Below are 14,927 nucleotides of genomic sequence, written 5' to 3'. Positions count from 1 at the left end.
ATGCCTCCGTGTCACAACAAGGCTCAGACGAGCATCCCCATCGGATTTTCGATGTAGCCCTTGAAGGCTGCCAGAAGCTCGGCACCGAGCGCACCATCGACGGCGCGGTGGTCGGTCGACAGCGTGACGGTCATCACGTTGGCAATCACCATTTCGCCCTTCTTGACGATGACGCGCTGTTCGCCAGCGCCGACGGCCAGGATGGTCGCATGCGGCGGGTTGACGACGGCGGCGAAGTTCTTGACGCCCATCATGCCCATGTTCGACACGGCGGTCGTACCGCCCTGATACTCCTCGGGCTTCAGCTTGCGCTCCTTGGCGCGCTTGCCGTAGTCCTTCATCTCGTTGGAGATGGTGGAGAGTGTCTTCTGCTCGGCGCTGCGGATGATCGGCGTGATCAGGCCGCCCGGAATGGAGACGGCAACACCGACATCGGCATGCTTGTGCTTGACCATGTTGCTGTCGGTCCAGGAGACGTTGGCATCCGGAACATCGCGCAGCGCCAGCGCCAGGGCCTTGATGACCATGTCGTTGACCGAGAGCTTGTATGCCGGAACGCCGTCCTTCGACTTCGGAGCCGAATCGTTGAGCTGCGTGCGAAGCGCCAGCAGCGCATCGAGTTCGCAATCGACCGAAACGTAGAAGTGCGGGATCGTCTGCTTGGATTCCTGCAGGCGCTTGGCGATCGTCTTGCGCATGCCGTCATGCGGCACGAGTTCGTAGGAACCCTGCTCGAACAGCTTGAGGACGGCGTCGTCGGACATGCCCTTCGCAGCAGCTGGAGCAGCAGCGGCAGCCGGCTGTGCAGCCGGAGTTGCTGCAGGGGCAGCCTTGGCGGTGCCGCCGGAAACCGCAGCTTCGATATCCTTCTTGACCACACGGCCATGCGGGCCAGAGCCGGAAACCGCAGTCACATCGATGCCAGCTTCCTTGGCAAGACGACGTGCGAGCGGCGAAGCGAAGGTACGGTGACCGTCGTTTGCCGCCGGGGCCGATGCAGCGGGAGCCGGAGCGTTTGCGGCAGGGGCCGAAACGCTTGCCGGAGCCGGGGCAGCCGCGGGTGCTGCAGCCGGAGCCGCTTCGGCCTTCGGTGCTTCCTTTGCAGCCGGTGCTGCCGGTGCTGCCGCACCGCCAGCGCTGGACGCAGCGGCAGCGACATCTTCGCCATCGGCAGCGAGCACGGCGATCAGGGCATTGACCTTCACGCCTTCGGTGCCGGCAGGAACGAGGATCTTGGCGACGGTGCCTTCATCGACAGCCTCGACTTCCATCGTTGCCTTGTCAGTCTCGATCTCGGCGATGACATCGCCGGACTTGATCTTGTCGCCTTCCTTGACGAGCCACTTGGCGAGGTTGCCCTCTTCCATGGTCGGAGAGAGGGCAGGCATGGTGATGTTGATAGGCATCGATGAGCCCTCCCCTTACTTGTAGCAAACGGCCTTCACCGCATCGACCACTTCAGCGACGCTCGGGAGCGCCAGCTTTTCGAGGTTGGCGGCGTAGGGCATGGGTACGTCCTTGCCAGCGATCGTCAGGATCGGCGCATCGAGATAGTCGAAGGCCTGCTGCATGACGCGGGTGGCGATTTCCGTGCCGACGGAGGACTGCGGATAGCCTTCCTCGACGGTGACCAGGCGGCCGGTCTTCTTGACCGATTCGATGATCGTCGGAAGATCCATCGGACGGATGGTGCGCAGGTCGATGAGTTCGACATCGATGCCCTGAGCTTCCAGCTCGGCGACGGCCTTCGTGGCATAGGTCATGCCAATGCCGAAGGAGACGACCGTGACGTCCTTGCCCGGACGGTGAATGCGAGCCTTGCCGATCGGCAGAACGAAGTTATCCAGCTTCGGCACATCGAAGTGCTGACCGTAGAGGATTTCGTTTTCGAGGAAGATGACCGGATTCGGATCGCGGATCGCAGCCTTGAGCAGGCCCTTGGCGTCGGCTGCCGTGTAAGGCATGACGACCTTCAGGCCCGGAATGTGGCTGTACCAGGCTGCGTAGTCCTGGCTGTGCTGGGCACCGACGCGAGCCGCAGCGCCGTTCGGGCCGCGGAAAACGATCGGAGCGCCCATCTGGCCGCCGGACATATAGAGCGTCTTGGCAGCAGAGTTGATGATCTGGTCGATCGCCTGCATGGCGAAGTTGAAGGTCATGAACTCGACAATCGGGCGAAGGCCGGCCATCGCGGCGCCGACGCCGATACCGGCAAAGCCGTGCTCGGTGATCGGGGTATCGATGACGCGGCGAGCGCCGAATTCCTGCAGCAGACCCTGGGTGACCTTGTAGGCGCCCTGGTATTCCGCGACTTCTTCGCCCATGACGAAGACGTCTTCGTTGGCGCGCATTTCTTCGGCCATGGCATCACGCAGCGCTTCACGCACCGTCATCGATACCATCTCCGTGCCTGCCGGAACTTCCGGATCAGCGGCAGCGGCAACCTTCGGCTGGGCCGGAACCGGCGCGGCAGCTGCTGGCGCAGCGGCGGCGGCAGGCGCTTCAGCCTTTGCCGGCTCGGCAGCCGGGCCGGCCTTCTCGGCGGAAATCGCGTCGGCCGATTCGCCGTCCTGCAAGAGGATCGCGATCTTGGTGTTGACCTTGACGCCTTCGGTGCCGGCTTCGATCAGCAGTTTGCCGATCGTGCCTTCGTCGACGGCTTCCACTTCCATGGTGGCCTTGTCAGTTTCGATTTCGGCAATGACGTCACCGGAAACGACCTTGTCGCCTTCCTTCTTGAGCCATTTCGAAAGGGTACCCTCTTCCATCGTCGGAGAAAGGGCGGGCATGAGAATGTCGATGGGCATAGTGTCCCTCCCCGATTAGAGCAGAATGTCTGTGTAGAGCTCGGATGCATCCGGCTCCGGATCGTTCTGAGCGAAATCGGCGCTGTCGGCCACGATTTCGCGGACATCCTTGTCGATATCCTTCAGATCGTCTTCATTCGCCCAGCCCTTTTCGAGAAGGCGCACACGAACCTGCTCGATCGGATCATGCTCGGAACGCATCTTCTGCACTTCATCCTTCGAGCGATACTTCGCCGGGTCGGACATGGAGTGACCGCGATAACGGTAGGTCATCATTTCGAGGATGATCGGGCCCTTGCCGGAACGGCAGTGCGCAACGGCTTCGTCAGCAGCCGCCTTGACGGCGCGGACGTCCATGCCGTCCACCTGAATGCCCGGAATGCCGAACGACGCGCCGCGCTTGGAGAAGTCGGCCTGCGCGGTCGCGCGGGCGGTCGACGTGCCCATGGCGTAGCGGTTGTTTTCGATCACGAAGATGACAGGCAGCTTCCAGAGCTGCGCCATGTTGAAGCTTTCGTAGACCTGGCCCTGGTTGGCAGCGCCGTCACCGAAGTATGCGACGCTGACATTGTCATTGCCACGGTACCAGTTGGCAAAGCCAAGGCCGGTGCCGAGCGAGACCTGCGCGCCGACGATACCGTGACCTCCGTAGAAATTCTTTTCCTTCGAGAACATGTGCATGGAGCCGCCCTTCCCTCGGGAATAGCCGCCCTGGCGTCCGGTCAGCTCGGCCATGACGCCACGTGCACTCATGCCGGTTGCCAGCATGTGGCCATGGTCGCGGTAGCCGGTGATGACCTGGTCACCATCCTTCAAAGCCAGCTGCATGCCGACAACGACGGCTTCCTGGCCGATGTAGAGGTGACAGAAGCCGCCGATGAAGCCCATACCGTAAAGCTGGCCGGCCTTTTCTTCGAAGCGGCGGATGAGCAGCATCTCACGATAAGCCTTGAGCTCCGCATCACGATCGAAATCTGCGATCGGACCGCCATTGGTTTCCTTGGCAGGTCTTGATGCTGTCTTACGGCTGGAAACGGTCGCGTTTTTTCGCGGCGCCATTCAACCCTCCCTGTGTGAGTAGCCTCGTTTTGTGGTGAGGGGTAACATAGGGAAGATTGTCCGCCACAGCAATGCTATAATTGCATGGCTCATATTCTTTGCAAGTTGTTGATATAACTTACAAAAAGTCGATTAACCGAAATTCGGTTAATTATGGCTATTTATTGAAGATAACAATCTCGTTGGCCTTGGAATAGGTCAACTGGTAACGCGCATACTGATCGAGCATATCCTTGTCCAAAGAGCCGTCGCTGAGCAAAGCGACCTCCTTTTCGAGGTGCTCGCGCTTGGAAACAAGGGCGGCGAGCTCTTTGCTGCGATCGATGCGGCGCTGCTCGAAAACTTCGGTCGCCTTCAGACCGTAGTCGCCGTGCACACAATGATAGCCGAAGTAACTTACAAAGGCGACCGTGACAGCAGGAAGAACGAAACGGCCGAACTTTCTCTTCTTATGATATTTTGTCCACATACTCGATCGAACGCCCTACAAGCCTGGGATCAACAGCCCGAGACGCGCACGCGCTGACAACACGGCGGCTACGGATAAGATCGCATCAAATCAAAGACCTAGCGCGACTCTAATCGGGAGAGATTAACCGTCCGCTAACTGTAACTGAACGGCCCAATAAAAAACCGCGCCCGAAGGCGCGGTTCGATCTGAAAGATGACTGTCGTCGCGGATCGATAACGATCCCGAAAACCGTCTCAGCCGCGAAGAATGGAGCGGCCGGCATACTTTGCCTGCGGGCCGAGCGCTTCTTCGATGCGGATGAGCTGGTTGTACTTGGCAAGACGGTCGGAGCGCGACAGCGAGCCGGTCTTGATCTGACCGCAGTTGGTGGCAACAGCGAGATCCGCGATCGTGGAGTCTTCGGTTTCGCCCGAGCGGTGCGACATGACGGCCGTGTAGTTGGCCTTGTGCGCAGTCTCGACAGCGTCGAGGGTCTCGGTCAGCGAACCGATCTGGTTGACCTTGACGAGGATCGAGTTAGCAACGCCCATGCGGATACCGTCACGAAGGCGGGCGGAATTGGTGACGAACAGGTCGTCGCCGACGAGCTGCGTCTTCTTGCCGATGAGGTCGGTAAGCGTCTTCCAGCCTTCCCAGTCGTCTTCTGCCATGCCGTCTTCGATGGAAACGATCGGGTACTTGCCGGCGAGTTCAGCGAGGTATTCAGCCATGGCGCCGGATTCCAGCGTGCGGCCTTCGCCTTCGAGCACGTACTTGCCGTCCTTGAAGAATTCGGTCGAAGCGCAATCAAGGCCGAGAGCGATTTCTTCGCCCGGCTTGTAGCCGGCCTTTTCGATCGACTTCATAATGAAGTCGAGGGCAGCCGGAGCGCTGGAAAGGCCAGGTGCAAAACCGCCTTCGTCACCGACGTTGGTGTTGTGGCCCTGCGACGCCAGTTCCTTTTTGAGAACATGGAAGATTTCCGAGCCCATGCGAACGGCGTCACGGAGAGATTCGGCACCAACCGGCAGGATCATGAATTCCTGGAAGTCGATCGGGTTGTCGGCATGAGCGCCGCCGTTGATGATGTTCATCATCGGGACCGGCAGGAGGCGGGCGTGAGCGCCGCCGACATAACGGTAGAGCGGCAGGTTGGCGCTCTGGGCAGCAGCCTTTGCAACGGCGAGCGAGACGCCGAGGATGGCGTTGGCGCCGAGGCGGGACTTGTTCGGCGTGCCGTCGAGTTCGATCATGATGTTGTCGAGCTGGATCTGGTTCTCAGCATCCATGCCGCCGATGGCGTCGAAGATTTCCGAGTTGACGGCTTCGACGGCCTTCTCGACGCCCTTGCCATGATAGCGCTTGCCGCCATCGCGCAGCTCGACGGCTTCATGCGCGCCCGTCGATGCACCCGACGGAACCGCCGCGCGGCCCATGCTGCCATCTTCGAGGTAGACATCGACTTCAACAGTCGGATTGCCACGGCTGTCGAGAATCTCGCGGGCGATAATGTCGGTGATTGCGGTCATGATAGCTTCCTGCTCGCTGGTTTATAAATCGATTTAAATCGTCTTAATCGAAGGTGCGGAAATTACAATGCCGTTCCGCACCCCGATTTTGCGCTCGTTAAGGCCGCGTAGCGCATATTCATGTCAGCCTTTTGAAGGCCCGATATTTCTTACGCCTTGGCGATGGCGTCGAATGCCAGCAACTTCTCCAGAAGCCGCGGCATGTCCTTCAGGTAAACCATATTCGGGCCATCGGACGGTGCGTTGTCGGGATCCTCATGCGTCTCGACGAACACACCGGCAACGCCGACGGCGACAGCGGCACGAGCCAAGGTTTCGACGAAGCGACGATCGCCGCCAGTCGAGCCGCCCTGCCCGCCCGGTTGCTGCACCGAATGGGTCGCATCGAAAATGACCGGCGCGCCCATCGCCGCCATGATCGGCAGCGAGCGCATGTCGGACACAAGCGTGTTGTAACCGAAGGAGGCGCCGCGCTCGCATAGAAGAATGTTCGGGTTGCCGCTCTCGTTGAGTTTGGCAAGCACGTTCTTCATATCCCAAGGCGCGAGGAACTGACCCTTCTTGACGTTGACGACACGGCCGGTCTTTGCAGCAGCAACCAGAAGATCGGTCTGGCGCGAGAGGAAGGCCGGGATCTGCAGGATATCGACGGTCTGGGAAACGATCGCGCACTGCTCTTCCGTATGGATGTCGGTCAGAACCGGGAAGCCATATTCCTTCTTGAGGTCAGCGAAGACTTCCAGTGCCTTTTCAAGGCCGATGCCACGCTTGCCCGACAGCGATGTGCGGTTCGCCTTGTCGAAGGAGGATTTGTAGACAAGGCCAATGCCGAGCTTCGCACAGAGTTCCTTGAGAACGCCGGCCACCATGAAGGCGTGGTCCCGGCTCTCCATCTGGCAAGGCCCGGCGATCAACGAAAGCTTCGACGTGTTCGAGAACAGGACCTTGGAGGCACCTTCGCCGACGGTCACTTCTGAATTCGTGCTCATTCCATCTCCTCAAAGGCGAACAGAGCGCCCGATCCGGGCGCCAGCCGCGCCAATAAACGATTGCTCTTACGCGTGTATGTGACGCCGTTAGCAGCGAAATGCGACGATGTCACGGAAAGATCGCACGTTTTGAAAAGGATTGCCCGCGCCCGCAGGCCAGGATCATCGGCGGCGACGGGCAAATCGTAAAAGGCCTCCATACCCTCGGCTGTCAAAAGCTCAACCTCGACATTTGCCGCCTTTATCGTCAGACCGAAGGAATGTTCGGAAACCTCGGGGCTTCCGATAATCTCTTCAAAGAAGTGGCGATAGGCAACCGGCCTAGTGGCGGATATGGCGACCCGCGCGATACCCGAAACGCCGTTATCATGTCGTTCCAGCACGCTTCGGTTGGCTGGAAGCGGATTGATGCGCTGGCAGCAGAAAGCCAAGAAGTCCGGCGCCCGCAAATCGGCTGCAAATGCAAGGCGAAATCCCGCCATGGTTTCGGTGCCATCCGGCATTTTCATCATGCGTGAAAAATCCAGCATCTGACCCGCAGATATCGAGCTTGACCGGAACCGCTTATCGTCGGCGATAGCATCGTCGGTGCCGAAAACCACGGCGGAAAAACCTTCGTCACCAAGCCGGAAGCGATATGCCTGATCGCGGGCGACGAAGATGTTGCCTTCGTCGATGCTCCGCTCACATTCATCGAGTGACGCCACGGCCAAAGGCTCGAGATAGGTTTTGTCGGCAAAGAACACGCATGCGTTTTCCGTACCGAAGGGATGGCGTGCATCTGGTGCCACCGTAAAACCGAGCTTGCCGAGACGCTCACGGGCCAAAGCGATATTGACTGTAGGCAGGACAAGATGGTCCAGCGGATGCAGCAACGAGGTCATGGCATCTCCGATCTTTCGATAGTCTCACGTGTGCGCCGATCCGATGCTGAATTCAAGATGAAAGCATCCCGGCCGGACAGGCAAAAGGAGTGACTGATTCTCTCTCCCGAATGAGCGGTCGGAGAGCAAAGCAGCCTTATCCGCCCATGATGGACAAATATGGCGATCAAAACCGTCGCGATCGGCTACACGGTAGTTTCATTATATTTTTCAATGAATTGTCATTGACTTGGTCGCGTCTGCGGAGAGCATGATCCATTCGATAATCTTTAATATCTAACTCACCAGCCGGCGCGTTAACGAAATTTAAGCACTTGCGGAACACATATGGAACATATAGTGTCCGTTCTGGATTTGTTTCACGACGATTTTCTTGATTCTGGGGTTCCAAGACGATGTTGACGCGCAAGCAGCAGGAACTGCTTCTCTTCATTCACGAGCGGATGAAGGAGTCCGGCGTCCCTCCATCTTTCGACGAGATGAAGGACGCACTGGATCTTGCATCCAAGTCCGGTATTCACCGCCTGATCACCGCTCTCGAAGAACGTGGTTTCATTCGCCGACTGCCGAACCGGGCAAGAGCGCTTGAAGTCATCAAACTGCCCGATGCCTATAATCCAAGCCTTCAGCCGCGACGCGGGTTTTCACCCAGTGTCATCGAGGGCAGCCTTGGCAAACCACAGCCGGTGGCCCCGCCGGCTCCCGCTCCAAAAGTATCCAATGACGACCACCATAGCTCGGCTTCCGTGCCGGTCATGGGTCGCATCGCAGCGGGCGTGCCGATTTCCGCTATTCAGAACAATACGCATGACATCACCGTTCCAGCCGATATGCTTGGCTCCGGTGAGCATTATGCTCTGGAAGTACGTGGCGACTCGATGATCGATGCCGGCATCTTTGACGGCGATACCGTGATCATCCGCAACGCAACAACGGCCAATCCGGGTGATATCGTCGTCGCGCTCGTCGACGATGAGGAGGCGACATTGAAGCGCTTCCGACGCAAGGGCGCATCGATTGCACTTGAGGCTGCAAACCCGGCTTACGAGACCCGCATCTTCGGGCCGGATCGCGTCAAGGTTCAAGGGAAACTGGTCGGGCTTATTCGTCGCTATCACTAGTCGGCGACACCGATTTGATTGGCGCACCGTAGGTACCTGTGCGCCAATCGTAAATGCGATGGTGTGTCCATGGGCGTTGAGGGTCTTCGAAGGCCGTCAGAACCTGGGGCGTATCGCTGCCTAGATCAATTTCGACCGTTCCTGTTCGGCGTAGGGTCGCTCCGGTGAAAAGCATGGCTCCTGAGCGGCAATGATCCAGGCGTAGGCGTATGGGCGTAACGACGATGTTTCCCGTATCACAGGCGGGTGGCAGATAGGCTGCATTCTCGATGGTGATCAGCATGGAGCCGTTCTCCAGCATGGCGACGCACCAAGCTCCCTTTTGGCATGCAAAGCTGCCTTGCATCGTCTGATCCAATGCGCTTTCCATGGCCTTGCGGACCGCAGCCTGCTCTTCTTTGCTTAACCGACGCCGTCGCTCCTTCTTGCTGATTTGAGGCAGGCTATTATCAGCGGGCAGCATGGTTGGCGGTTGATGCTCAGCGGCAACCAGCGCCTTTTGCCATTGTTCGAAGATGAAGGCCTGCGGCCTTTCGCGGTTGGTCGCCAGTATATCGTCCTGGCGCAAAGCGACGAGAACGCCATCTTCGGATATGATCATATCCGGCTTCGGCACGCCGGAACCGGATGCCGCAATGCCGATGGTCGACAATACCAGCAACAATCCCAGATGACGCAGGCGCGTCCGCAGCATCGTCATGATGAGAAAGCCGGATATGAAGGTCGGCATCAGCCATGCCGGCTGGCGGCCGAAGGTTATATCACCGCCCCATCCGGCGACCGTCTTGGCAATCAGGATCACGAGCGCTAGTCCCTCGCCGGTGACTTGCCAGAATGGTCCGTCCAACCCGAACGGCATCAGCAGCATGGCCACCATGCCAAAGGGCATGACGATAAAGGAGACGACCGGCATTGCGGCCAGATTGGCGGCAAGCCCGTATGTCGCCAGTCGGTGAAAATGCTCAATCGAGAAAATGGCGGTCGACGCACCGCCAATAAAGGAGGTCGATAGGATCCCGCCGAAGAAACGCGATACGAAGAGCAAAGGGCGAAGCAGCCTGAAGCGCTCGAGGATATTTTCGCGATGCCGCCGTCGCTTCCATAACGTATAGCCGGATACAAGCGCCAGCGTTGCCGCATAGGACATCTGGAAGCTCGGTCCCAGTACCTGCGACGGCGATAGGACGAGAATGACAATGGCCGACAGGGCAACATTGCGCAAACTCAGAGAGGGCCGATCGAACAAGACTGCAATCAGCATGATTGCCATCATGATGAAGGCGCGCTCGGCCGAGACGCCAAAGCCCGATATGAGGTAATAGGCCGTCACTGTTATCAGCGCCCCGAGGGCGGCGATCTTTTTCGTGGGCCATGCCTGCGCGAGGCCCGGAAACAGGCTGAAAAAGTAGCGGAGACCGATATAGAAAATGCCGGCCGACAGGGCCATATTGAGACCCGAGATGGCAATGATATGCGTCAAGCCGGCCGTTCGCAGGGCATCGGTCGTTTCGTCTGAAATAGCACGTCTCTCATCGGTGACGAGCGCCGCCGCAAACGCACCGGTGTCACCGGGCAACGTCCGCCTGATCCTGTCTCCTATGCCGTTTCGCAAGCCCGCAAGCCAGATATCTGCGCTGTCGAGCCACGAATTCCCGACGATATCACTGGCCGGAGACAATAAGGTCGGCGTGCCATAGGCAAAGCCGTTTGCGCCAATGCCATTGAAATAAGAGCTGAAGGCAAAATCGTTCAGTCCGGCGAGGGCCGGCCCTGCCGGCGGCGTCAATTGCGCTCTGCCCTCTATACGATCACCGAGATTGAACGGCTCGGCCTGTTTGCGCACAAAGATGGTCACCCGCTCCGGAGGTCGGTGAATACGCGGCTTTTCCGTCGAGTCGACTTTGACGACATAGCGCCAGCGCCCGTTGTCATAGGATTCGCGTCTCTCGACCTGACCGGTGACAGTCGTCGTAACGGGCGAGTCGAGCATCACGGTGGATACGCGCCAGCTCTCCAACTGCGCCAGGGCAGCACCGAGGGACACCAGCATCCCGGCAAAGAGAAAATTGCGAAGCAGGCGTCCTGCCTCAGGCCGCAGAAAAAACGCAAGCGTAAAAATCAGCAGCGCAGCCAAAACCGTTTGCAACGGCGGATCGCTGCCCACTTCAAACCAGAAGATGGCTCCGATCCCCATATAGATCGGCGCGAACAGGATGCGGCGGCCGTGCGCCGCCTCCTCCTCTATCAGGCGTCCAATATGGATTTTACTATAGGCGAGAAGAAGCAGAAGCCGCCTTGGAAAATGGACTTGATCCTGTGTTCTGGTCCCTCGTCCAGCTTTGGCACGCGGAGCAAGCAGCGCCACGGCACGGTGAGGCAGCGAAGGCGGAACAACATCCTTGCCAACCTTCTGCCGCTCCGGTGCCTCTAAATTAGGCATCCCCGCCTACCCCACGCAAAACCACAGCTTAAGCGCGATTTTTGCCGTCACCATTCAGTGATTTCAACCAAAATCCGCCGTACGGGAGTTAAATAAAGCGAATATAGAGGCATGATGAACGGTATCACCGTAGTGCAGTGCCCAAAAGTTGATACTGCAATGCACAATTCGGCGTTAGGATAACTTGGCATTAGGCTCTGGATCATATAGCTAGTCGGTAGTCGCTTAACCTTTTGGCGCTTTTTATGGCGTCAATCCCGCCAAATCTTGGAGGATCAGCATGACGGAACAAAGCGCGAAACTAACTTGGGGTGAAAAGACGGTGGACTTGCCGGTGAAGACCGGAACCATCGGCCCAAGTGTCATTGATATTGGTGCCCTTTATAAGAACACCTCCACTTTCACTTACGATCCTGGCTTCACCTCCACCGCGTCGTGCGAGTCCAGCATTACCTATATCGATGGCGACGAAGGCGTTCTGCTGCATCGCGGTTATCCGATCGACCAGTTGGCTGAACACGGCGATTTCCTCGAAGTCTGCTACCTCCTTCTCTACGGCGAACTGCCGACGGCAGCACAGAAGAAGGACTTCGATCATCGCGTCACCCATCACACGATGGTGCACGAGCAGATGTCGCGCTTCTTCACCGGCTTCCGCCGCGACGCGCATCCGATGGCCGTCATGTGCGGCTGCGTTGGCGCGCTCTCTGCCTTCTATCACGACTCCACGGATATCACCGATCCGCACCAGCGCATGGTCGCTAGCCTGCGCATGATCGCGAAGATGCCGACGCTTGCCGCCATGGCTTACAAATACCATATCGGCCAGCCCTTTGTGTATCCGAAGAACGATCTCGACTATGCGTCGAACTTCCTGCGCATGTGCTTTGCCGTTCCCTGCGAAGAATATGTCGTCAATCCGGTGCTCGCCCGCGCCATGGACCGCATCTTCATCCTGCACGCAGATCACGAGCAGAACGCCTCGACCTCTACGGTTCGTCTGGCTGGCTCCTCCGGCGCCAACCCGTTCGCCTGTATCGCTGCTGGCATCGCCTGCCTCTGGGGTCCGGCTCACGGCGGCGCCAACGAAGCCGCGCTGAACATGCTGAACGAGATCGGCACCGTCGATCGCATTCCGGAATTCATCGCTCGCGCCAAGGACAAGAACGATCCGTTCCGCCTGATGGGCTTTGGCCACCGCGTCTACAAGAACTACGATCCGCGCGCCAAGATCATGCAGAAGACCGCGCACGAAGTTCTCGGCGAACTCGGCATCAAGGACGATCCGCTGCTCGACATCGCGATCGAACTCGAGCGTATCGCTCTGACCGACGAGTACTTCATCGAGAAGAAGCTTTACCCGAACGTCGACTTCTACTCGGGTATCACGCTGAAGGCTCTCGGCTTCCCCACGACCATGTTCACCGTTCTGTTCGCTCTTGCCCGCACCGTCGGCTGGATCGCTCAGTGGAACGAAATGATCGAGGATCCGCATCAGCGCATCGGCCGTCCGCGCCAGCTCTACACGGGCGCTCCGCTGCGCGAATACGTGCCTGTTTCCAAGCGCTAAGCTTTGGACCTGAAACAAAAAACCGGTCAGAGATGACCGGTTTTTTTATGGGCTAAAACGTCCAGAACAATCTGCGCCGCCTTGTCGCCAGGCGGCTCTTCGGTCTGCATTCGCTCCCAGACCAGATCGTAGCCGGCAAGCATGGCCGCACGTTCCGGAGTCTCATTCGACAGACGCTCCATATAGCGCGCCAGCATTCCCGGCCTCAGAACGTCGTTGATGAGTTCGGGCAGCACAGCGTAATCGGCAATCAGGTTCGGCAAGGCCGCCGTCCATATCTTGATGCGCGACAGCACGAACTTCGCCAGCCACTCCGTCTTATAGGTCGAGACGACGGGAACGCCCACAAGACCCAGTTCAAGGATCACGGTGCCGGACGCCGCCATCGCGGCCTCTCCCTGAGCGAAAGCGCTCCATTTGGCCGCTTGCCCGACGACGATATCCGGCTTCACCTGCCAGTTGGCAACGAGAGAGCGCACCAAGGCCTCCTGCCGCGGTACGGTTGGCAGCAGGAAACGGATATCTTTATTTCGCCGACTAAGTTCATTGGTAGCCTGCTCAAAAACCGGAAGCAGCTGCCGTATCTCCGATGCACGCGATCCTGGCAACAACAGGATCGTCTTCTGTGTATCGAGCCCGCGCGCTGCACGCTGGCGGCGCGTCTCGAGCAGATCTGCATCGACGGTCAGTCGGTGGCCGACATAGGTTGTGGCCGGGCCGCCCAGACGCTCCATTGCCGCTGGCTCGAACGGCAAGACGGCAAGGACGTGGTCGACATAGGCGAGCATCTTCTGCGCGCGATATTCCTTCCATGCCCAGACGCTCGGGCAGACATAATCGACGATCGGAACGTCAGGTAGCGCCTTGCGCACCCGCTTTGCGACACGATGCGTGAAATCGGGGCTATCGATGATGAGCAGCACATCCGGCTTGGCAGCAATGATCGCTTCGGCCGTCTGCCGGATGCGCGCGAGCAGTTTCGGCAGACGCTTGATGACCTGAATGAACCCCATGATCGAGAGTTCGGAATAATCGAAAAGCGACTGCAGGCCTTGAGCTTCCAATGCTTCGCCGCCGACACCCACCAGTTCCACAGGGCCTTCGTAGCGACGCTTCAGCGCGGCCACCAAGTCGCCGCCCAGAAGATCGCCAGACACTTCACCGGCCACGACAGCGAGCTTCAAAGCAGCGGCACTCACATGAAACCCTCCGCGCTGAGGCCGCGATCAATCCCGCAGACGAAGATTTCTGCCTCATCCGCGGCGGCAATGACGGCATCGCGATCGAGAACCAGCGCCCTGCCCGCCTCTATGGCGACACCGGCGAGGCCGGCCTTCTTCGCATTCAAGACCGTCGAAACACCGATCGAGGGCAGATCGGCCCGGACATCCTGTTGTGGCTTGCAAAGCTTGACCAGCACGCCGCGTCGACGCGTGGAGATGCGGCCGGCCGCACGCAACTCGGCTACTCGCTCAATCATCTTGTCCGTGCCTTCAGCCCCTTCGAGAGCGACGACGCGACCACCGACGCTCACCGAGCCCTGCCCGACATCAAGCAGCCCCAGCGCATCGGCCGCCTTGGCGCCCTGGGCAATATCGCGCAGATCCTCATCCGATGGCGAGAATTTTCCGAGCGGGCCCGTCGTCGCCAACAGATCAGGCGCGATCTCATGGGCACCAACAACTCGGACACCGCCTGCTTCGATCAATCGGATGACCATTTGCAGAACGGCATTGTCGCCGCCGGATAAGAGTGTGCGGATGGTCGAGGGCAGCTCGCGGATCACGCGCCATGTCGGATGCACCTGGCGCCACGAGGGCCGACGCGCTACGCCGCCGGACATGACGACGCGATCAACGCCGTGTTTGCGGAACATGGCCTCGAGACCGGCGAAGTTACCGACGCCAAGATTGGCATGATCGAAAGCCGACCAATCACGGTCGGCTTCATCAGTCAAAGCGATAATAACAGGATTTTCACCGGCGTCGCGGGCAGCATCGGCGACATAAACGGGTAGCAGCCCACTGCCTGCGATAATCGCCAGTCTGCCTCTGCCATCCTGGCCGCTGGAGACCAC

Annotated in this window: 12 protein-coding genes; 2 read left to right on the top strand and 10 right to left on the bottom strand. The window is 59.0% G+C overall.

Annotation, left to right across the window (positions count from 1 at the left end; all coding sequences use genetic code 11):
• Nucleotides 1-23 precede the first annotated feature (23 nt).
• The 7 genes from HGP17_RS04000 to HGP17_RS03970 all read right to left on the bottom strand — a co-directional run bounded on the left by HGP17_RS04000 (nucleotide 24) and on the right by HGP17_RS03970 (nucleotide 7,719).
• Nucleotides 24-1,406 carry a pyruvate dehydrogenase complex dihydrolipoamide acetyltransferase gene (locus HGP17_RS04000; RefSeq protein ID WP_168806134.1) on the bottom strand — a complete coding sequence of 461 codons (1,383 nt, stop codon included), beginning with the start codon at nucleotides 1,404-1,406 and terminating at the stop codon, nucleotides 24-26.
• A 15-nt stretch (nucleotides 1,407-1,421) separates the two neighbouring features.
• The gene (locus HGP17_RS03995; protein ID WP_168806132.1) at nucleotides 1,422-2,807 is read right to left on the bottom strand and encodes a pyruvate dehydrogenase complex E1 component subunit beta; all 1,386 of its coding nucleotides are present in this window, start codon (nucleotides 2,805-2,807) and stop codon (nucleotides 1,422-1,424) included.
• A 15-nt stretch (nucleotides 2,808-2,822) separates the two neighbouring features.
• Complete coding sequence (gene pdhA, locus HGP17_RS03990; protein WP_168806130.1) at nucleotides 2,823-3,866, bottom strand: pyruvate dehydrogenase (acetyl-transferring) E1 component subunit alpha; 1,044 nt, start codon at nucleotides 3,864-3,866, stop codon at nucleotides 2,823-2,825.
• A gap of 157 nt (nucleotides 3,867-4,023) precedes the next feature.
• Entirely contained in the window at nucleotides 4,024-4,335 is a 312-nt protein-coding gene (locus tag HGP17_RS03985) for a septum formation initiator family protein (RefSeq protein WP_168806128.1), read from the bottom strand.
• Between the two features lie 236 nt (nucleotides 4,336-4,571).
• A complete protein-coding gene (eno, locus tag HGP17_RS03980) occupies nucleotides 4,572-5,846 on the bottom strand; it encodes a phosphopyruvate hydratase (protein WP_168806126.1) in 1,275 nt (424 codons plus the stop codon).
• A gap of 149 nt (nucleotides 5,847-5,995) precedes the next feature.
• Complete coding sequence (gene kdsA, locus HGP17_RS03975; protein WP_168806124.1) at nucleotides 5,996-6,835, bottom strand: 3-deoxy-8-phosphooctulonate synthase; 840 nt, start codon at nucleotides 6,833-6,835, stop codon at nucleotides 5,996-5,998.
• Nucleotides 6,832-7,719, bottom strand: coding sequence for a VOC family protein (locus HGP17_RS03970; RefSeq protein WP_168806122.1), 888 nt, complete (start codon nucleotides 7,717-7,719; stop codon nucleotides 6,832-6,834). Before HGP17_RS03970 ends, kdsA begins: the two co-directional genes overlap by 4 nt.
• Nucleotides 7,720-8,114: 395 nt before the next feature.
• Between HGP17_RS03970 and lexA the strand changes: the two genes are divergently transcribed.
• Nucleotides 8,115-8,840, top strand: a complete 726-nt coding sequence (gene lexA / locus HGP17_RS03965; RefSeq protein WP_168806120.1) for a transcriptional repressor LexA — start codon at nucleotides 8,115-8,117, stop codon at nucleotides 8,838-8,840.
• Here lexA and HGP17_RS03960 read toward each other — a convergent pair.
• Nucleotides 8,821-11,280: a ComEC/Rec2 family competence protein gene (locus HGP17_RS03960; RefSeq protein WP_246703951.1), complete on the bottom strand. Its 2,460-nt coding sequence runs from the start codon at nucleotides 11,278-11,280 to the stop codon at nucleotides 8,821-8,823. The two genes, lexA and HGP17_RS03960, sit on opposite strands and share 20 nt — an antisense overlap.
• A 280-nt stretch (nucleotides 11,281-11,560) precedes the next feature.
• Here HGP17_RS03960 and gltA point away from each other — a divergent pair, with 280 nt between their 5' ends.
• Nucleotides 11,561-12,850, top strand: coding sequence for a citrate synthase (gene gltA / locus HGP17_RS03955; RefSeq protein WP_168806118.1), 1,290 nt, complete (start codon nucleotides 11,561-11,563; stop codon nucleotides 12,848-12,850).
• Between the two features lie 26 nt (nucleotides 12,851-12,876).
• On the opposite strand, the gene lpxB is transcribed toward gltA, so the two are convergent.
• Both lpxB and HGP17_RS03945 read right to left on the bottom strand, forming a co-directional pair.
• A complete protein-coding gene (lpxB, locus tag HGP17_RS03950; RefSeq protein ID WP_168806116.1) occupies nucleotides 12,877-14,049 on the bottom strand; it encodes a lipid-A-disaccharide synthase in 1,173 nt (390 codons plus the stop codon).
• On the bottom strand, nucleotides 14,046-14,927 hold the full coding sequence (locus HGP17_RS03945; RefSeq protein WP_168806114.1) for an LpxI family protein: 882 nt from the start codon (nucleotides 14,925-14,927) through the stop codon (nucleotides 14,046-14,048). The genes lpxB and HGP17_RS03945 overlap by 4 nt, the downstream gene beginning before the upstream one ends.

It is taken from the genome of Rhizobium sp. P38BS-XIX, assembly GCF_012641435.1.
In the GTDB taxonomy this organism is placed as follows: domain Bacteria; phylum Pseudomonadota; class Alphaproteobacteria; order Rhizobiales; family Rhizobiaceae; genus Rhizobium.
Note: the sequence above shows the minus strand (reverse complement) of the source record. Positions and strands in the feature narration are given on the sequence as shown.